Raw genomic sequence first — 19,337 nt, 5'->3', positions numbered from 1 at the left:
TATGACTCAGACGCCCCCACCCCTCAGCCCCAGCCAGCTCGCGGCATACTTCGCCTTCACCGAAGTTGGAAGCCTTGTGCGCCACGCGGTGGAAAAGCAACTGCGCGAGGCCGGGGACCTGAGCTACGTCCAGTTCCAGCTCCTCGCCACCCTGGGCGACGCCCCCGATGGGGTGCGACGCATGACCGATCTCGCCGACGGGCTGGTCTACAGCCGCAGCGGCCTCACCTATCAGGCCCAACTGCTGGAGAAGCGCGGACTGGTGACACGTTCCCCCTCTCCCGACGATGAACGCAGCACCTTGGTGACCCTCACTGCGGACGGTCGCGCGATCCTGGGCGAGGTTTTTCCGGGCCACATCGACGCGGTCCGGACCCTGCTTTTCGCTGCCCTTTCAGACGACGACGTCGAAGACCTCGCTCGCATCATGGGCAAGGCCGCCGGACAACTCCGCTCCGCGCCCCCGCGCTCGGCCTCGCCCCGCCGGCGGAAATGACTCTGACCGAGGACAGGGACAAAGCTCAGCACTGTTTCTCCCGTCCATCGCTGAGCTCAACACTGTTTCGCTGCCGGATCAGCACTGTCCACCCTCGGCAGGCACCGCAAAACTCACTCACTCAAGAGTTCTGATCAGGAATCAGCGTCGAGATTCCGCAGTCGAGTTCTGCCGTTCCCGGTAGCCGCGAAAAAGGCCGCCTTCAAGCGGATCCAGCCACTCCCAGCGAACTAGGCACAAACGGTCGTTATTGACCCGACCGCGAGTTCGCATGGTGACTCGTTTTCAAGACAGCAGCATTGTCCCAACCCCTTAGCTGGAGTCCCGACTGGATAACTCCGCAATGTCGCGTGGGGAGCTGACAAAGCCCAGCGAGGATTGAGTCGTGTAGTTGAGAATCCTAGCCGGGGCTCAGCGACGCCTACTCGGGACAAGGACCTTATCGGCGCGGCGATATGATTCTGTCGGTTCCCTCTGGGATCGTTTGAACAAAATAAGGGCCATTCGATCCTAGGGAGGGAGAGCGCGTGTCATTTCCAGCCGACCTCACTGCGGCCCTCTCAGGCACCTCTTTGCACCAGTTGTACCTGTGGCGCAGATCCGGCCTTCTCATCCCCGAAGTGAGCGCCGGCCGACCACCGCTCTATTCTTTCCGGGACGTTACGGCGCTTCGCGCTATGTCCTATCTCCGCGCGCGCACGTCACTTCAGAGCATACGAACGGCATTCGGGACCCTCCGGTCGCTTAACTTCAACGATCATCCCTCGGCATACCGATTCGAGACCGATGGCAGAACAATAGCCGTCACAGACGGCTCGGGAAACACCGTTGACCTCGTTCGGCACAAGGGTCAAATGGCGGCCTTCACGCTAGCTGACATCTTCCGCCCCTTCGAGAATCTCCAGAATCAGACAGTAGCCGACTTCGAGCACCCTCGGCCCCGCTTGGCTGTGAATGGCGACCGCCTCGGCGGCTGGCCGACGATCGACGGTACCCGCGTGCCCTACGACGTCGTAACACAGTTCCTCGGCGAGCATCCGGATGAGGAGGACTTCGATGACCTTCACTACTACTATCCCGACGTCAGCCGAGCGGCGGCGGAGGACGCTGTCGATTTCAGCGTCGAGGTCACGGCAACCCACCGGGGGTCCGCGGCTTGAAGTTCCTCCTCGACGAGTGTGTCTCTTACCGCCTCATGCCTTCGTTGGAAGCGGCCTTCCGCAATTGCGAATTCCACTCTGTGACCTCGTTGAATTGGCGCGGCACGCTCGATCCGAAGCTCTTCCGCTCGGCCGCTGAGGAGTCCTTTGACGTCTTGGTTAGCTTGGACCACAAGATCCTTCGCCTCGACGACGAGCGAAATGCACTGCGGAAGGCGGGGCTACACTTCGCCGCGATCGAGCGCCCGCCGCTGGGTGTGAAGGGCAAGGACTTCAACGGCCTCGTACTCGCCCAGCTTGTGTCATGCCTCACGCTTGTTTTGCGGACGTCCACCGCCGCACCGACCCTGTTCCGCCTTGGCGCCGTGCCACATGATCACACAAAGAGGCTCACGGTCGAGCACATCTAGGCGAGTGACGCAGGAGAGCGCGGCGGCTTCGGCGCTCCAGCGCCACTGCAGCCATCTGTGGCGCTGACCGCCCCGCTGGTTCGTTCCACGGGCGGGTCTGTCATACAGTCGTGGAATTGACCTATGGGGGAAGGAATCTTGTGGCGTTACCGCACGCACCGTCGAAGAAGCCGTTGAGCTTGCGAGAGATGCAGAACCGAGCACGGAAGTTTGTTGCGGACTGGCAGGGGGAAACGCGGGAGAACGCGGAGTCGCAGTCTTGGTGGAATGACTTCTTTGACATCTTTGGGGTAGCGCGGCGGGAAGTAGCGTCTTACGAGCGGTGGGCGAAGCGGGCATCTACTGGCCGTCAGGGGCGCATTGATGTTTTCATGCCTGGAGTGATGATTGCTGAACACAAATCGCTGGGCAAGGATGAAGGGCGCGGGGTTTCTCAAGCGGAGGATTACCTGCGGGGAGGGGACATCGGCCACCACGAGTTCCCTCGTTTTCTGGTCTCTTGTGATTTCGACAGAATCACCTTGGACGACCTGGAATCCGATGACCCACCGTTCTCTTTCCGACTAAAAGACCTTCCAAAATACGTTCAACGCTTCGCTTTTCTGGGCGGCTACACGCCGCCTCGACGTCGCCAGGGCGAGGATGAGGCCGTATCCGTTAAGGCAGCTCGGTCTATGTCAGCGCTCTACGAAGTGCTTCTTGGTGACGTTGACACGGATGAAGACTCACACCACTCCGAGCAGGCCGCGATCTTTATGACACGGATACTTTTTCTTCTGTACGGAGACGATGCTGTCGGCCTATGGGAACCGGGGTCTTTCGAGGCTTACCTTAAGAATTCCACCAGCCCGGATGGGTCAGATGTCGGTCCTTCCATCGCCTACTTGTTCCAAATATTGGATACGCCGCCAGCACGACGCTCTGCCACGCTGTCACCGCTGCTCTCAGTCTTCCCATACGTCAACGGTGGACTCTTCGCCGACCGGGTCGACATCCCGGACTTCACTGCGGAAATGCGTCAAGCCCTTTTGACGGCCTGCGAGCTGGACTGGGCCGGCATCTCCCCGGCTATCTTCGGCTCTTTGTTCCAGGGACTTACTTCCCGGGAGGAACGGAGGGCACACGGTGAGCACTACACAACTGAAACGAACATACTGAAGGTTCTGCGCCCTCTTTTCTTGGACGAGTTCGAAGAGCGTCTCCAGCTCGCGTGGACCTCCCCAGGAGAGCTACGGAAGCTGCGCACCGAGCTTGGCGGCTACCGTTATTTGGACCCAGCCTGTGGTTGCGGGAACTTTCTAATCGTCGCCTACAGAGAAATGGCGGACATCGAGTTCCGGATCCTCGCCAGACTACGAGAACTGTCGGGACAAATGGACTACACCCTCGACCCGACTTGGGGCCTGCAAGTGACGCCCGATCACTTCGGTGGAATAGAGATCAACTGGTGGCCGGCGAAGATCGCGCAGACCGCCATGTTTCTGACTCAGCACCGGGTCACCCAACAGTTGGGCGAGATAGGTGAGCCACCGTCGATTCTGCCAATTCGCGAAGCTGCTTCAATCGTTCACGCCAACGCCTTAGCAGTGGACTGGAATGAAGCCACCCACCCAGGGAATCGCGCCACCTATGTGTTCGGCAACCCACCCTTTATCGGGCAATACTCCAAGTCTGCGCAGCAAACCGAAGGCATGAAGCAAGCGTGGGGAGGGGACTATGACGGATATCTGGACTACGTCACCGCTTGGCACGCAAAAGCGCTCAGTTTCCTCAAAGCCGCCCCTGGCAGCCGGTTTGGGTTCGTCACGACCAATTCCATTACACAGGGTCAGCCTGTCCCAGCTCTCTTTCGGCCAATCCTTCGGGACGGTTGGAGGATCCGTTTTGCCCACCGGACATTTGCGTGGACGTCGGAAGCCACCGGAAAAGCAGCTGTGCACTGCGTTATTGTCGGGTTCGACCAGGACCCCTCCGCCAAAGCACGCCTTTGGGAATATGAAACACCTAAGTCAGAACCGGTTGAAGTCGACACGCGCTCTATCAATCCCTACCTCGTGGACGCCCCCACTGTTCTGATCGAGAAACGAAGTCAACCGCTGTCGCCGCATCTCCTTCCGGTTACGAAGGGGTCGCAGCCCACAGACGGCGGGTACCTTCTCAGTGAAGGTGAGGAAGCTCGAGCTCTTAGAAATGATGCAGTTGCCGGGAAGTACATGCGGCCGTTTGTTGGTGCCCGCGAGCTGATCAACGGCGGAGATCGCTGGTGCCTATGGCTGGAGGCAGTTTCTGCGCAGGATTTGAGAGGCTCAGAGCTTCTGAGGGAGCGGGTAGAGAACGTGCGGCGGTTCCGGCTTGAGAGCCCAAAGGCCGCTACGAAAGCCCTCGCTTCCACACCAGCCGTTTTTGCAGAGCGCCGGCAACCTTCGGTTCCTTATCTGTGCATCCCCTCCGTTGTGAGCGAGCAAAGGCCCTATCTAACCTGCGGTCGTTTTGACCCGGAGGTCGTAACAAGCAATCTAGCTTTCACCGCCCCGGACGTTGATGGGTTCCTCTTTGGCGTCATATCGTCGGCCATGTTCATGACGTGGCAAAAGACGGTAGGGGGCCGGCTGAAATCGGACCTCCGATTCTCAAACACCATTGTGTGGAACAACTTTCCCTTGTCTGAGATGACTGAGCTTCAACGCTCCCGCGTCATTGAAGCAGGACAAGACGTGCTTCAAGCCCGTGAGTCTCATCCCGGGCGTACGTTGGCTGATCTGTATCACCCGCTAGCGATGCCGCAGGGCTTGGTCACAGCACACAAGGCTCTGGACCGCGCTGTTGATGCGGTCTTCGGATTCCGGAAAGCGCCAAGCCTCCTAGAGAGGCAGGAACGGCTCTTTGACCGCTACGCCCAGCTCACGGCTGGTTCATCCGGCTCTGGTCTTCGAATTGTGAGCGATTCGCACGGCGACGGAGCCGACGCAGAAACGCGAGTGTAATCACTGGGAGCAGCCATAAAGCGGAAGGGCCGGCACTTGAGTGCGTGCCCTTCCTGATTTCCCTTAGGCACAGGAGATCTGTATCTCAGCGGAGCTGAAGTGTTTGTGGTGCTGCCGCGCCCTGGTACCTCGTTGTTTCTGGTCGCGCGGCTGGAGACTGGTTCGCTGGGTTCTCGCGGTGAATGGCGGTCCGTCCGGTAACCGGGCTCTTCGCGGTTCGTGGGGAACTGATTTCGTGTCGTAGCTAAAAAAGGGGCCCGTGGCCCTGCTGGGATGAGTGTGTCTAGCATTCAACCAGGAACAGGACCACGAGCCTTGACTGAGCCTACCTTCGTGGCGTTCGACGCTGCCACCAGCATCTTCAACCTGCCCGACTACCGCGTCCTCTCCGTCACCGTGCTGGAAGACGGGCGCCGCCAGATCATCGTCGAAACAGACCAGCCACCAGGCTGCCCGAGCTGCGGTGTTGTCGCGACGCGGCGGAAGGAACGGCGCCTCCAACGGATCCGGGATATCCCTGTCGCCGGCGCCGTGGAGGTGCTCTGGTCCAAGTACCGCTGGCATTGCGAGGAACCGGCCTGCCCGCGGCTTTCCTTCTTTGAATCCACCGCCCAGGTCCCGCGCCGCGCCCGTTCCACGGGCCGGCTCCGGGACCACGTCGTTGATGCGGTCATCAATTCCGGCAGGGCCGTGTCCGAGACGGCCGCTGCGTTCGCGGTGTCCTGGTGGATGGTCCGTGCCGCGCTGAACGAAGCCTGCCTTCTGACGCTGCCGGACGTGGATGAGCTCAGCCCCCGCATGCTGGGCATCGACGAACACCGGTTCCGATCCGTGCGGTATTTCCGTGACCCGGACTCCAGCTCGTGGATCCGGCACGAGCCGTGGATGACCACCATCGTGGATCTGGACACCGGGCAGGTCTTGGGTGTGGTCGATGGCCGGGACCACAAGGGCGTTGGCGACTGGCTCTTCGCCCGCCCGCTTCAGTGGCGGCTGGGCGTGCAGGTCGTTGCGATCGACCCCTCGGCCGCATTCCGGAAAGCGTTGAGGATGTGGCTTCCCCGCACCGCTGTCGCGGTCGATCACTTCCACTTGGTGTCCCTGGCCAACCAGGCGGTGACAGAGGCCCGGCAGAACCTCTCCCAGCAGGTCAAGGGCCGCCGCGGCCGCGGCATCGACAAGGCCTGGGCCCACCGGATGCTGCTCCTGCGCGCCGGCGACAAGCTCTCTGACCCCGCGGCCCACCGCCTGGCTGAGGTCTTCACCGCCGATGACGCCACCGGCAAGCTCGAGGCAGTCTGGAAGGTCAAGGAAAAGCTGCGGGCGCTGCTGCGCACCAACTCGCTGGCTGACGCCGCCGCGGCGAAAGAGGAACTCATGACCCTCGTTGAAGCCGCCGGAAGGCCGGAGACGAACAAGCTCTACCGCACTGTCTGCCGGTGGTGGAACGAGATCGAAGTCCTCATCGTCACCGGCGCCACAACCGGCAAGGTCGAAGCCAACAACACCGGAATCAAACACATCAAACGCACCGCCCGCGGCTACCGCAACGCAGGGAACTACAAATCGATTATCCTCATGACCAGTGCCGTCCGGACGGCGGCATGACACTCATCCGCGGAATCAATTTCCCCATAAACCTTGAAGAGCCGGTAACCGTGTGGGCGCGGGGTTCCGGGCTGCGGTTCAGGCGGAGAGCGCCGGCAGCGGCAACCACGAGGGCCAGGGCGCCAAGGCCGAGAGGCAGCCCGGCGAGCGTGGCGATCCCTCCGACCAGGAGGGGGCCGCCGGCGTCTCCGAGTTCGCGTCCGAGCTCAGCCGAGCCCATGGTTCGCCCCATCCGTTCCGGAGGAGTGGTATCGGCCAGGTGGGCGAAGCCCAGCGGCGTGGCAACACCCACGCCTGCACCGATTGCGGCGGCGGCCAGGAAAATAGTGACGGGCCCCGGTGCCAGCGCGAGGATCGCGATACCGGCGGAGGTGAGCAGCAGCCCGGTTCTCATGCCGCGGGCATCGCCGATCCGGCCCCGGTCGCGCGACCTGCCGATCCAGGGCTGGATCAGGACCGAGGCGATGGCCAGAACACTGACGGCGGCCGTTCCTGCGAAGGGTCCGAGCCCGTACCGGGTGGCCAGCGCGGGAAGGAACCCGATCGCGGATCCCAACGCAGCGGTCGAGGCCGCCAGCACCAACGTGGGGATCAGGAACCGCCGCTCCGTGACCTGGCGCGCCAGATCCAGCACCGTGTAGCGCCGGCGCGGGAGAGGCTCCAGATGAGGCACGCGCACGATCACCCACACCGCCGTGACGGCAGCCAGCACCGAGAGGGCGGCAAACAGCAGCGCGAACCCGCCGGCGAAAATCAGGCCCGCCCCCAGCAATGGTCCGATGACGTATCCGAGGCTCTTCCAGGACCCGTACCGGCCAAAATACGTGCCGGCGTTCCTGCCCCCGGCCAGGCGGGCGACCATCGCCGAGGATGCCGGAGAGAACGCCGAGGCTGCCGCACCCTGGCCGAGACGGGCCAGGCCGAGCATGAGCGGATTGGCAGCCCACAGGCCGATGAGCGAGAGCAAAGCAAAGGCCAGAAGGCCACCAACAATGACCGGTTTCGCGCCGATCCGGTCACTGAGCGCACCGAAGACCGGCTTCAGGAACACCTCCGCGAGGTCGTACACGGCGAGCAGGATGCCGAGATTCAGCAGCGTCAGGCCGATGTTCTCGCTCTGGGCACCCATGCCGGCTGCGATGCTGTGGGCGCCGAAGGCCGTCACGAACCCGGCAGCGTACAACGGCGCCGAGGACGTCCGGGCCGCCAGGGCGGGAGCAGGACCATTCATGAGTGCAGCTCCTGATAAACGAGCCCGGAAAATTCCTCCAAGACAACGGCGCAGGCAGCCAATTCCTCATCTGCTCTGGCTGCCGATGGGCTGCCGAAGACGTCCCTCGCGCGGATCGTGCGGAACCACCGCCTCAGCCGTTCCAGGTTCTGTTCTTCCTCTTCCAACTCGGCCAGCGTGAACTTATGCTTGGAGATTTCCCGGGCGATTTCGTCCTTGAACTTCCCACAATCAGCGACGAACTCCGCCCATTCATCCTCCCTGGCAGCGTCGAACAATGCACGGAGCTTCGCAGCATCAGCATCAGTGGAGCCCGTGGTCAGCAGGATCAGCTCACCGCCGCCGGAACGGGCCAGAGCCCGCGCCTTGTCGGCACCTTCCCTGCACACCGGCACATCGGGGGCCGTCCATGCACCTTGTCCGACCGGAACCGCACCGAACCGCCGCAGCTCGCGCCAGACGGCGACCCGGTGCCGGGACGGTTCAGAGGGCACCTGCACGAGCATCACAAGCCAGGAAGATTCCAATGTGTTAGTCACAGGTGCAATTGTAACTGCTGTTACATATCCCCTGCCCGTCCGCATGCGGATGCACCTAACGCGTGAAGCGCAGCGGTATTTGGCGTTGTTTTGTCAGCGCTATTTGGCGGGTCCAGCTCAGTGGTCAGTGCTTTCGATGGCGGCGGCGGGTTACCGGCATGGGGAGAGGCGTCAGTCGTGGGCCGGTTCCCCGGTCATCCGGTGGTCGGCGTGGTTGATGGTTTCGCGGATGAGCCGGACCAGGTGCCCGTCGTGCAGGGAATAGATGACGTGCCGGCCGTCTTTGCGGGTGTCCACGAGGCCGGTGAGCCGGAGTTTGGCCAGGTGCTGGCTGACCACGGTCCGGGGCGCACCGGATGCGTCGGTGAGTTCGGTGACGGTTTTCGGTCCGGTGGAAAGCTGCCAGAGCAGGTGCAGGCGGGTGGGTTCGGCGAGCATCCGCAGCGTGCCTGCGGCTGTTTCGAGCAGTTCCGGGCCCGGGGTGACCGGGTGGGCCAGGGAGGGTTCCCCGGGGACAGTGTTCAACGCGCTGCTAGGCCGGTTGCTCAACGGTCTGCTCCTCAGTGGCTGGTTCCTGGGATGCCGCGGCGGTGTGACGTGGCCAGGACAGGAATGCACCCGCACTGCCTATCATCGCAATAATTGTCAGGGCCAGCGCGGCCCAGCCCAAACCGGCGGCCGCCCCGATCCAACCGGCCAGCGGGTAGGTCAGGATGTAGCAGGCGTGGGAGAGGGAGAACTGCGCCGTGAAAACGTAGGGCCGGGTTTCCTCGGTGGAGGCATCGCGCAGCAGCCGGGAGGAGGGGGTGAGGATCGTGGAGTTCGCCGCACCGAGCAGGAACCACAGCCCCAGCAGCAGCCACCATCCCGCACCACCGACGCCCAGGAGGGTCAGGAGTGTGGCGCCGGACAGCACGGCGGGGATCAGGGCGGCGCCGGTGAGCATGACCGCCCGGTCCCCGAAACGGTCCAGGACCCGGGGCGCAGACAAGGCAACGATCATTGAACCGACGCCGAAGCAGGCCAGGGCCAGGGCCAGGTCGGTTTCGGGGCGGTGCAGGACATCCCGGACGTAGACCACAGTATTGACGAGCACCAAGGCCGTCGGGGCTGCGACCACGAGGTTCAGTGCCAGCAGGGACCGCAGGCGCCGGTTTCGCCAGAAGATCCGTGTGCCCAGGGTGGTCCGGTGCCACAGGGACGTCTGCGGCCCGGCCGGGGCGGAAAGCCGGGGCAGAACCGTGATGGTGACCATGAAGGCCGAGAACAGGAAACCGGCAACCGTTCCGATGAACAGGTTGCTGTAGCTGATCAGCGTCAGCAACAACGCCGCAAGGGCCGGGCTGACCAGGGATTCCATGTCATAGGCCAGCCTGGAGAGGGACAACGCGCGCGTGTAGTCCCGCTCGTCCTTCAAAATGGTGGGAATCAGCGACTGGAAGGCCGGGGTGAAGGTCGCGGAGGCGGACTGCAGCAGGAAGATCACGACGTAGATCTGCCAGGTCTCGGTGATGAAGGGCAGGCACAGTGCCATCGCCGCCCGGATCAGGTCCGCCCCGATCAGCACCGGCTTTTTCGGGAGCCGCGCCACCAGGGCAGTGATCACCGGGGCGAGACCCACATAGGCCAGCATCTTGATCGTCAGGGCCGTGCCAAGGACCGCTCCGGCGTTCCGGCCCGCCAGGTCATAGGCCAGCAACCCCAGGGCCACCGTGAGCAGGCCCGTGCCGACCAGGGCCACGATCTGGGCGGCGAACAGCCGCCGGTAGGTCACATTCCGCAAAACCGCTAACATCAGGCCAACTCCCTTAAGTGCATATGTGCGCGTCCATGCACCCACTGTAGTGGACTTTCGTCCTTACGATGTTTCACCCTCGGCCGCAATTGGATGCAGGGGCGCTCCAGGGGTGTGCGGACTCCTCTCGTACGGCCCCGTCTTGTCGTTATCGATAACGAAGGATTTCAAGAACAGGTTGATTGGAGAATCGTGGTGTTCGCAGCGAGCTGTTGCAAACGGGCATCTTTCTGCGGAAAACCGCCGTTGGGACGAAAAACCGAGCTCAGGGCCGGTCGTTCTCACAAATAGTTCTCAAAACGGTACAGTCGAACCAACACACCAGGCTGAGTTTTGAGAAGAGAACACCCATGACCTCACACCGAATCGGCTACGCCCGAGTCTCCACCCGGGACCAGAACCTGGGCTTGCAGATCGGCGCCCTGAAGAAGGCCGGATGCGACAAAATCTACGAAGACACGATCAGCGGCACCAAGTCTCACCGCCCCGGACTCGGCCAGGCGCTAGACACCCTGCGCGACGGTGACACCCTGGTGGTGTGGAAGCTAGACCGCCTGGGCCGGAGCGTGAAAGACCTCCTGGACTTCGCCGGCGGCCTAAACAACCGCGGCGTAGGCTTCGTCAGCCTCACCGACGCGATCGATACCACCACGGTCTCCGGGCGCTTTTTCTTCAACGTGATGGCATCCCTGGCCCAGATGGAACGGGAGCTCATGGTCGAGCGCACCCAAGCCGGACTCCGAGCCGCGCGCGAACAGGGACGAGTAGGTGGCCGCAAACGCATCATGACGGAAGCCAAGATCCGCTCAGCCCGCAAACTACTCAACCAGGGAACACCGCCCCGGGAAGTGGCCACGAGCCTCGGCGTCTCCGTCCCGACGCTCTACCGGTGGGTCCCGGCAACGGGCGCGACTAGGGCTTCGACGCAATAGTCGCTGCTGTTTGGTGCAGGCGACTTCTGAAAAGTGACGGTTGGTGCAGAGGACTATTGAGCGGAATGCAATTCCGTGCAGGGGACTTGTGACATCTCCGTGTCCGTACTCGTCTGCACTACGCCGGAATTCCGCGGGAGCGAGTGCAGACGACTTCTGAAAACGACAATTTTCGGCGGTAGATGGCGGTCTTTTGCGGCGATATTCGTCGCCTCGCTGCCGCGAGGGAATCGCCTATCGAACGCCGGGCCGGTTATTACGCTGGCGTCCTCCGGGCGCCGGTATGTGCTTGTAGAGGGAATTTCGGTCCGGTCGTGGGAAGCGCTTTCTTCGTGCTTTGCCTGATGCACGCCGCCCTCACCACCACGCTTCGGGCTTCATGGTTCCCGGGTTCGGTGGTCTCTCGTTCCTGCGGCCAGAACTGGAACGCTGTGGGTACTCGGATAGCTGTAAGGGTCCCTACAGGGGCCGAAGTGGGCCGGCTGTGGCCGGTTGGTGATCGGTGGGCTCCAGCAGACCAGCGCCGGGTAGTGGTCATTGAACAGACAGCCCTGGCATGGTCCGGCGTCGTCCCGGTTTGCGTTCGGCAGGGCTTAGAGCCCGGTTAGCAGCTCGCGGGCTCTGTCGAGGGCGTCTTGGCACGTGCGAACCATTTGCCCGGGTGTGTTCGAGGTTCGGTAGAGGTCGCGTGCCCATTCGAATTCGGCAGCTGCCTCGCGGTAGCGGGCTTCGTCGAACAGTCGCCTGCCGATCTGGTATCGGACCATGGCCTCGCGGACGCGGGTCCCGGCCAGTTGTAGTGCTTCTTCGTGGACCCGGGCCGCCTCATGCCAGGCGTATTGGCGCTGGTAGGCGCGGGCGAGCACCAACAGGGGTAGGAGCCGGTCCCGGGCTGTTGCCGCCAGTGCGTGGCCGGCGCGTATGGCTTCCTCTGGCTGGCCGAGAAGCGATAAGATCCACACCCGTTCAAGGGCAGGGCAGGAGTCGAGGCGGGCCCACAGCGCCTCCCTGTCCAGGACGATTTCCCGCAGCGTTATCGGGTCCGTTCTCCACAGACTTCCCTGGACCTGGTCGGGGTCGGGTATCACAGGACCGGTGCTGCTTGATCAGAGCCCGGGACGGCGCGGCGCCTCCAGAGGTCCCTCTCGAGGGTGGTTCCGTACGGTACGTCGGGGCTGGCCTCCACCGTGAACAGCGACTGGCCGAGGCGGGTCATTAGGATTCCTCGTCTGTCCCCCGACTCTGCGGTGTCCCGGACCTGCTTCACGGCGACGGCCAGGTCCTCCTGGAGACAATGCGGATTTTCTACGACCACGACCCGGACAGCGGGGCTATCCGGCGCCGTGGACAAAGGTCCCCCGGGGGCAGGGTTGGCGGTGGTCATGTGTACCCAATCTCCTAGATCTGATCACATTCTGACTAACCATCGGTACCGGCCGGGATGGAAGGCACGTGCTGGTCAGCCGGACGGCAGTTGCACGATCTGCGCCAGCATAACCGAGCTTCCTGTATGGTCCACCAAAAGACGGCGTCAATTCGGGGCGCTGTTTCGGCGGCTTCACCGGGGTCGGACGCACCAGTCCTTCGACGCTGTGCGGGCGGCTGGTCGGCCATTAGGAGCTACGGACCGGGCGCACACTTACCGGGGCCGCAGTCTTCCGGCGACCGCGGCGGAGGCTTTTTCTTCCTGCTGTGCTGCCGCTGAAGTACCGAGGGCCTGTGATGTCCGCGCGGGCTGCGATGCATGTAGGGCTCTCCCGTCGGAATGCCCCTGCTTCGGAGTCTCTTTGGCCGCCGGGGCAGGTTGTACGGCGCGGATAGGGGTGGCGGACACCTATTGTTCCGGGCAGTCCGTGCGCACACTGGATTCGGAGCGGCCGGGTGTGGCCAACGGCGCCCGATAAGCTGGGGTCCATGACGTGGTTGGTGCTGATAGTCAGGCTCCGTGGCGCTGCACCCCGGTATCGGCGCCGCGTTTACGCCGCTCTCGCTGACGGCGGAGGTGTCGCCGTTTCCGGGGGTGTCTGGGCTATCCCGGATACCGTGATGCATCGTCCGGCCGTGGATGCCGCCGTAAGGCATGCCCTGGCCGGCGGCGGTGACATCGTTGTCATGGCCACCACGACGGACAATGGCGCCAGTAATGAGGTGTTCGAGGTGAAACTTTCCGAACGGCTCACGGCCGAGGCAGAGGCTATCACCGGCAGGTGCACAGGTCTTGCTGCCGCGGCCGCGGCCGGGTGCGGGCGGGGTGGGCTGTCGACGGATCTACATGCCCTTCAACGGGACGTCCGTCGCTTGGCGCGCCTGGACGTGATCGGGCTTGAGGTCGTCGCGTCAGCTGAAGCGGCTGTGGCCCGGGCAGGGAATTTACCGGCGGCGTGTGAGTGCCGGGTTTGAGGAACGGGCCCGGTCGTTGCGGATTGCACCGGGCAGCTGTTCTCAGCGTCTGCTCAGCATGGTTGCCCTATGGTGAGGGCCATGGTTTCTTTGGCGTTGCCTGCCGGTGTGTTGTCCCGACCCGTTGCCGGGCTGCTCCCGCCGTGGCTTGATCCGAACGAGTTCCTGCGTGATCCTGCCTTGGCTCCATGGGTCGTCGGGGTCGTGTGTGTGTTCCTGTTCGTCGAGACCGGTCTTCTGGTCGGGTTCTTCCTGCCGGGGGATTCGCTTCTGTTCACGGCGGGATTGCTGGTGGCCACCGGCACTATTCAGGTGAATATTCTGTTTCTGGCGGCCGCCGCGTTCGTGGCCGCTTTCGTAGGCGACCAGGCCGGGTATCTGATCGGCCGCAAAGCGGGGCCTGCGGTATTTCGGAAAGAGGATTCCCGGTTTTTCAAACGCAGATACGTGGACCAGGCGCACCGCTTTTTCGAGAAGTACGGACGCCGGTCCGTTGTTCTGGCCCGCTTTGTTCCGGTGGTGCGGACGTTCCTTCCGGTCACGGCCGGCGTCGCCGGGATGAGTTACCGTTCCTTCTTCGCCTTTAATGCCATCGGGGCTGCCTTGTGGGGCGTAGGGGTGACGTTACTCGGGTTCTGGCTGGGACGCTACGAGTGGATCGGTTCGAACATTGACCTGATTTTCGTTGTCATCGTTGTAATCTCTTTCGTCCCCATCGCAGTGGAACTGCTCAAGAGCCGACGACGTACCGCCGCCGCTCAGGGACGGGAGCACGAAAGATCCTGAACAAGGGACGCAGGCGCCGTGGACCGGCCGAAGCTCTTTCCGGCGGCTGCTCCTTCACAGGTTGCCCGCAGGAAGATCAGAGCATCCCAAAGGCTCATTTCTGGCAGGCTCAGTCGCAGGGGCCGGGAACTTTGCGGCGTCGCCGCAGGGGTATCCGTCAAGGAAAATTCTGAGGACAGGAGCTCAGCGTGACAGCCCGAACTCGTTCGCTATGGAAGAGCACGCTCCCGCGGCGATCCCAGACCGCCACGCTGATGGCGATGGGCGCCCTCCTCGTCACGGCGGCGGCCTGCCAGTCGCAGGGTGGGCCGGTGCAGGGACAACGGTCCGGCACGCCGGGCCACGTGTTCGTGATCAATCTGGAGAACAAGGGTTATGACCGGGTGTGGGGCAGCGGTTCCCCGGCCCCGTACCTCTCTGGAACTCTGCGCTCCCAGGGCGTGCTGCTGACCAACTATTACGGCATCTCGCACAACTCGCTGCCCAATTATCTGGCCCAGATCTCCGGGCAGCCGCCTAACGTGAGCACCAAAAAGGACTGCCCCGTCTACACGCCGTTTACCGGCACGGGTGTTGATTCACAGGGACGGCTGATGGGCGACGGGTGTGTGTTCCCTGCCGAGGTGCCCACCATCGCCGGGCAACTGAGCGCCAAGGCGAAAGCCTGGCGCGGCTACATGGAAGACATGTCCGCACCCTGCCAGCACCCGGAGCTCGGTGCCGTCGACGAACATGTGGCGGCCTCCCCCGGTGACCAGTACGGCACCCGCCACAACCCGTTCGTTTATTTCCGTTCCCTGACCTCCACCCCGGACTGCGCCAAAAACGTCGTCAACTACTCCAGGCTCGCAAAGGACCTGCAGTCGGTCAACACTACGGCCAACCTCTCCTACATCACCCCTAACCTCTGCCACGACGGGCACGACAGTCCCTGCGTGGACGGGACCGCCGGCGGCCTCGGTACGGCGGATGAATGGTTGAAGAGCCAGGTGCCGGCGATCCTGGCCTCCCCCGCCTACCAGCAGGACGGCATGCTCGTGATCACCTTTGACGAGGCCGACGGCGGGGCCGTCGGCCCCTCGACGGGCGTCACCGGCGGCACAGCAGGAGGAAAGGTCGGCGCCTTGGTACTCTCCCCGTTCACCGCCCCGGGCAGCAGCTCGGACCGCCCCTACAACCATTACAGCCTGCTGGCCACCATGGAAGACATCTTCGCCCTGCCCCGTCTCGCGGGCGCCGGCGAACCGGGGGTCAACACCTTCGGGACCGACGTTTACCGTTCCGGTCCCTAGGAAACGCCGCTCCGCAAAAAGGGGGTGAAAGGGGCCCTTCGTTTTGCGGTCGGGTTTTGCTCAGGCGGAGCGTGCGCCGGTTGTTACGGCCGCGGCGGGTTCGGGGCGTGAGGTTTCACCGTGTGCTCCTCACCGGGGTTTCGGGAGGGTGACTGGTGGCCGGTCTGGTTGATGGGCGGTTTTTTGTATGTGGCGCGTCCGAGGATGTGGCGGGCCAGTGTGAGGGTTTCGCGGAGTTTGATGGCCGGGAGGTATGCGCGGGTGATGGCGTTGCCGATGGCCGGAAGGGCGGCCGCGTCAGGGTAGAGCATGTACAGGGGTTCGTAGCGGGGCTGGAATTTCGCTTTGAATGCCAGCAGGGACCTGAACCCGTAGACAGGTTCCAGGGCCTCGCCGAGCCGGCCTAGGAAGCGGTCGAGGCCGCCGGTTCCTCCCGTTTCGGGGGTTTCCGCGGTGGATGGTGTGGTGCCGGCGTGCCGGGCCAGTGGTGCTCCGGAGAGACTGATATAGCGGCAGCGCTCGGCTTGGAGGTCCAGGGCTGCGGAGGCGATGAGGAATTCGATGCCGGCACGGAACCCTGTGCTGCGGCGCCGCATGAAGTCCAGGGTCCAGCCTTCGATAGCGCCGTTGCGGTAGACGGGCAGCCAGGAAGTAACGGCGTGGATTTGGTGGGTGTCGTCGATGGCGAGCAGCAGGCGGACGTTGGGGTCGTTGAGTTCGTCCAGGCCGCCGAGGGTGAAGCCCATTTCCGGGACTTTTTTATCGGCTACCCATTCTTCGGAGATTTCCTGGATCTGGGCGGCCAGGGTGAGGGGTGCGTCATGGTAGGTGGTCCATTCGGCGCGGATCCCGTTTTTGGCCGCGTTGTTCAGGGCCGTGCGGATGTCCTGGAATTTTTTTCCTTTGAAGGACAGCGTGTCCAGTTCCAGAATGGTTTCCTGGGCTACCTGCACGGATCCCCAGCCAAGAGAAGCTGCGTGGTCGCGCAGGTGTTGGGGTACGGAGTAGAAGCACGGTGTCCAGCCGTGACCGGTGCAGAATGCTGTGAACTCCGCCAAAGAGGACTTTCCCTGGTGCCCGGGGCCGACCGGGCCTCCAAGGGTCAGGGCGATCCCGGCGATGGTCCGGTAGGCAATGAAGCTTTCTCCGGTGGCGGAGAACCAGTAGGTGTTCCCCGGCCAGGTTGTCATCCACGACAGGGTGCTGCCCTGCCCTGTTTTCAGAATTTCCCGGGCCCGGGCGGTCCCGGCGGCGTGCTGGGCCGGGACCGGGTGCAGGAATGTTTTGAGGATCAGGACGGCGGTGACGGCCCAGAAGACGGTGCCGGTGCCTTCATAGAGGATGACCGCGGGGGTGCTTTGGGGGAAGAACGCCGGGGAGAGATCGAACAGGTATCCCAGCGGCAGGAACCTGTCGGGAATATCGGCCAGCAGGTCAAGCGGCGCCGGAACGGGCGTGAAGCCGGGGGCCAGGAGGATGCCGGCGAGCAGGTAGACCGAGGCCAGGGCGGCGGCTGTTTTCCCGGCGCTGACCGCGAGGCTCCGGTAGGTTCCTGCCGGGGCGGTGAGGGGGAACAATTTGCGGGTCAGCAGCAGCACCAGCGTCAGTGCCACCGGCAGCAGCAGCGGCAGTATCAGGGCCAACGGGTGTGTGTAGCCGGGGACCTCGATAGGGCCCGCCGCTTCGCCGGCAGCGGTGTTTGCGGGCACCGGGGACAACGCTGCGGCAATGGTGATTCCTGCCAGAACGGACAATGCCAGCTCGATCAGCACGGCGCCGGCCCAGGCGAAGCGGCGTCCCCGCCGCAGCCCGTCGGAGAGCAGCAGCAACAAGAACGACGGGAGGACGGCCATGAAGATCCCGCCGGCACCGGCGCGCAGCTGCAGTTGCGCCCTCGCGCATTCCTTGGCCTGTCCAGGGTCTGTGCAGAGGCTTTGGAGTGTCTGCGGGTCTACGGGCTGGATGTTCGTAAACAGGAACCGCAACACCGAGAGGGGCCCGGCGGCGTGCGGGGCCAGGCCGGCGACGACAGGTCCGACGGCGGACACGGCCACCAGCAGGGCGACCAGGACCCGGCCTTCGTGCCGGGAGGTCACGGGACGGCCGAACCGGGGTGCCCTGCCATGCAGGACCGGGCCGAGGAGGGCGCCGGCAACGGCGGCTCCGAGCCGGACCAAATCCGCGAACCCGCCTGTATAGAGGGCCAGCAGAATCAGCAGGGCGAAGACGGCCAGGCGGATCCGCCGCCGCCAGAGGGTGGGCATGGTCGCCGTGCCGGCCATCAGTGCCCCGGTGATGAGTGCACTGGGGCCGAGGAAGAGGTGCCCGCTCATTTCGCGTGTCCAGGCACCCATCACCTGGTGCGCGGCGGCCAGGAAGCCAAGAGCGGCGGCGATTCCCAGGATCTGGGAGCCAAGGGCGGCTGCAGCGAACCGCGCACTGCCCATCCGTGGTTCCAGGGCCAGCCCCACCACCAGGGTCAGGGCACTTCCGAGCAGGTACCCGGTCAGGTTATGCGCCCAGAAACCTGAGGCGGGCAGCGCCCACCAGTGGCCGGGCACAGAGTGTGCGGCTGCGGCCACGTTCGGGCGCAGGGTCCCGGACGGGCCGTCGATGAGACTGGACGACACCGTTCCGGCGGCCCAAAAGATGAAAATCCAGCCAAGTGTGGCCGGCGCGCGGCGCAGCTGCCGGAGCGCAAAGGCCAGTGCCCTTGGAATGACCGGTTTCCCGGGCTCCTGAGGGGTCGCAGCCACAGGGTTCCTTTCAACGGAGGGGTAGCACGCTGACACGGGAGTGGCCCTCCAGGGCCTCTTTCCGCCCGGGTTACCCCCGGGTACGGTCCGTGGCCGTGCGGTCTAACTTCCGGATCAGCTGCACGCGGCCGATCCGGGGTGCAATGAGGGTATTCCATACCGGCGACCAGGCCAGGACCGCCGCGGTGCTGATGAACACCGAACCGACCACGTCACTGAGGTAATGGACCCCGAGGTAAAGGCGGGAGAACGCGACGACTGCTGCGAAAAGCGAACCCGCGACCAGCGCTGCCAGCCGTTGACCCTTGCTGCGGGCCAGGACCAGCACGGCGGCGAGGAACAGGGAGACGGCGAAGGCCGTGTGGCCGGAGGGGAAACTGTTGTGGCCTGTTTCAACGACCAGGGACGCTGTCACGTCCCCCGGCGGCCGGGAGCGGCCCACCAGTGCTTTGACCGCTGATGAGGCCAGCCAGCCGGCGGCGACGACGGACCCGAACGCCACCGCCTGCACCGGGTTGCGGCGGACCCCGAGCAGATACAGGCAGATGACCAGGACGAGCGTCACCGCTCCTACCGGTCCCAGTCCGTAGTGGATGGCCTCGCTCAACCCGGTTAGGGCACTGTTTCGGCCGTGGCTCAGGGCAATGTCCAGTCCCAGTTCCGGTGACACCGGCCCGAAAGACTTCGCCACCATTCCGGCCGCGGCGGTGGTGGCGAAGATGGAGGCAGCCACGGTGACCCACCACCAGGACTGAAGTCCGGGAAATATTGTGCTCCGGCGGGCCGGGGAGGTATCCATGGTGCAGTCCTGACAGTTCGAGTGCTGATGCGCGGGGCGTGCCACCAGCTTGCGGCACCGGCTCTGAGAAGAACCTGAGAGGGGCTTCGACGTTTCTCAGGTTCCGCACAACAGGACTCCGGGATACTGCAGCTATCAAAGGAAAGGGG

At 63.9% G+C, this 19,337-nt stretch carries 17 protein-coding genes; 9 read left to right on the top strand and 8 right to left on the bottom strand.

Going from position 1 to position 19,337, the window contains the following annotated elements:
* Position 1: 1 nt before the first annotated feature.
* From ABC337_RS09455 to ABC337_RS09435, 5 genes are all read left to right on the top strand, one after another.
* On the top strand, positions 2 to 496 hold the full coding sequence (locus ABC337_RS09455) for a MarR family winged helix-turn-helix transcriptional regulator (protein WP_412884192.1): 495 nt from the start codon (positions 2 to 4) through the stop codon (positions 494 to 496).
* Between the two features lie 527 nt (positions 497 to 1,023).
* The gene (locus tag ABC337_RS09450) at positions 1,024 to 1,656 is read left to right on the top strand and encodes a DUF433 domain-containing protein (protein WP_412884193.1); all 633 of its coding nucleotides are present in this window, start codon (positions 1,024 to 1,026) and stop codon (positions 1,654 to 1,656) included.
* Positions 1,653 to 2,066 carry a PIN-like domain-containing protein gene (locus tag ABC337_RS09445; protein WP_412884194.1) on the top strand — a complete coding sequence of 138 codons (414 nt, stop codon included), beginning with the start codon at positions 1,653 to 1,655 and terminating at the stop codon, positions 2,064 to 2,066. The genes ABC337_RS09450 and ABC337_RS09445 overlap by 4 nt, the downstream gene beginning before the upstream one ends.
* Before the next feature lie 188 nt (positions 2,067 to 2,254).
* Entirely contained in the window at positions 2,255 to 5,050 is a 2,796-nt protein-coding gene (locus tag ABC337_RS09440) for a DNA methyltransferase (protein WP_412884954.1), read from the top strand.
* A gap of 315 nt (positions 5,051 to 5,365) precedes the next feature.
* Positions 5,366 to 6,658, top strand: coding sequence for an ISL3 family transposase (locus ABC337_RS09435; protein WP_412883490.1), 1,293 nt, complete (start codon positions 5,366 to 5,368; stop codon positions 6,656 to 6,658).
* On the opposite strand, the gene ABC337_RS09430 is transcribed toward ABC337_RS09435, so the two are convergent.
* The 4 genes from ABC337_RS09430 to ABC337_RS09415 form a co-directional block, all read right to left on the bottom strand.
* Positions 6,627 to 7,889, bottom strand: coding sequence for an MFS transporter (locus ABC337_RS09430; RefSeq protein WP_412884195.1), 1,263 nt, complete (start codon positions 7,887 to 7,889; stop codon positions 6,627 to 6,629). The two genes, ABC337_RS09435 and ABC337_RS09430, sit on opposite strands and share 32 nt — an antisense overlap.
* Complete coding sequence (locus ABC337_RS09425; protein WP_412884196.1) at positions 7,886 to 8,428, bottom strand: Chromate resistance protein ChrB; 543 nt, start codon at positions 8,426 to 8,428, stop codon at positions 7,886 to 7,888. The genes ABC337_RS09430 and ABC337_RS09425 overlap by 4 nt, the downstream gene beginning before the upstream one ends.
* Before the next feature lie 171 nt (positions 8,429 to 8,599).
* Entirely contained in the window at positions 8,600 to 8,977 is a 378-nt protein-coding gene (locus ABC337_RS09420; protein WP_400599932.1) for an ArsR/SmtB family transcription factor, read from the bottom strand.
* Entirely contained in the window at positions 8,961 to 10,223 is a 1,263-nt protein-coding gene (locus ABC337_RS09415; protein ID WP_412884197.1) for an MFS transporter, read from the bottom strand. Before ABC337_RS09415 ends, ABC337_RS09420 begins: the two co-directional genes overlap by 17 nt.
* A gap of 350 nt (positions 10,224 to 10,573) precedes the next feature.
* On the opposite strand from ABC337_RS09415, the gene ABC337_RS09410 reads away from it, so the two are divergent.
* Positions 10,574 to 11,155 carry a recombinase family protein gene (locus ABC337_RS09410; RefSeq protein ID WP_412884198.1) on the top strand — a complete coding sequence of 194 codons (582 nt, stop codon included), beginning with the start codon at positions 10,574 to 10,576 and terminating at the stop codon, positions 11,153 to 11,155.
* A 593-nt stretch (positions 11,156 to 11,748) separates the two neighbouring features.
* Here ABC337_RS09410 and ABC337_RS09405 read toward each other — a convergent pair.
* Positions 11,749 to 12,243, bottom strand: a complete 495-nt coding sequence (locus tag ABC337_RS09405; RefSeq protein ID WP_412884199.1) for a hypothetical protein — start codon at positions 12,241 to 12,243, stop codon at positions 11,749 to 11,751.
* Positions 12,240 to 12,371 (bottom strand): hypothetical protein, encoded by a 132-nt coding sequence (locus tag ABC337_RS09400; protein WP_400160376.1) that lies wholly within the window; start codon positions 12,369 to 12,371, stop codon positions 12,240 to 12,242. Before ABC337_RS09400 ends, ABC337_RS09405 begins: the two co-directional genes overlap by 4 nt.
* 698 nt (positions 12,372 to 13,069) lie before the next feature.
* Here ABC337_RS09400 and ABC337_RS09395 point away from each other — a divergent pair.
* The 3 genes from ABC337_RS09395 (at position 13,070) to ABC337_RS09385 (ending at position 15,633) form a co-directional block, all read left to right on the top strand.
* Entirely contained in the window at positions 13,070 to 13,555 is a 486-nt protein-coding gene (locus ABC337_RS09395) for a Chromate resistance protein ChrB (RefSeq protein WP_412884200.1), read from the top strand.
* 81 nt (positions 13,556 to 13,636) lie between these two features.
* Positions 13,637 to 14,341, top strand: coding sequence for a DedA family protein (locus ABC337_RS09390; protein WP_373993043.1), 705 nt, complete (start codon positions 13,637 to 13,639; stop codon positions 14,339 to 14,341).
* 188 nt (positions 14,342 to 14,529) lie between these two features.
* Positions 14,530 to 15,633, top strand: coding sequence for an alkaline phosphatase family protein (locus ABC337_RS09385; RefSeq protein ID WP_412884201.1), 1,104 nt, complete (start codon positions 14,530 to 14,532; stop codon positions 15,631 to 15,633).
* An 83-nt stretch (positions 15,634 to 15,716) separates the two neighbouring features.
* Here ABC337_RS09385 and ABC337_RS09380 read toward each other — a convergent pair whose 3' ends face one another.
* Together ABC337_RS09380 and ABC337_RS09375 are read right to left on the bottom strand one after the other, a co-directional pair.
* On the bottom strand, positions 15,717 to 18,389 hold the full coding sequence (locus tag ABC337_RS09380) for a bifunctional lysylphosphatidylglycerol flippase/synthetase MprF (protein WP_412884202.1): 2,673 nt from the start codon (positions 18,387 to 18,389) through the stop codon (positions 15,717 to 15,719).
* 70 nt (positions 18,390 to 18,459) lie between these two features.
* Positions 18,460 to 19,188 (bottom strand): phosphatase PAP2 family protein, encoded by a 729-nt coding sequence (locus ABC337_RS09375; RefSeq protein WP_412884203.1) that lies wholly within the window; start codon positions 19,186 to 19,188, stop codon positions 18,460 to 18,462.
* Between the last annotated feature and the right edge of the window lie 149 nt (positions 19,189 to 19,337).

This window comes from Arthrobacter phoenicis, from assembly GCF_047238215.1.
GTDB lineage: Bacteria > Actinomycetota > Actinomycetes > Actinomycetales > Micrococcaceae > Arthrobacter.
Note: the sequence above shows the minus strand (reverse complement) of the source record. Positions and strands in the feature narration are given on the sequence as shown.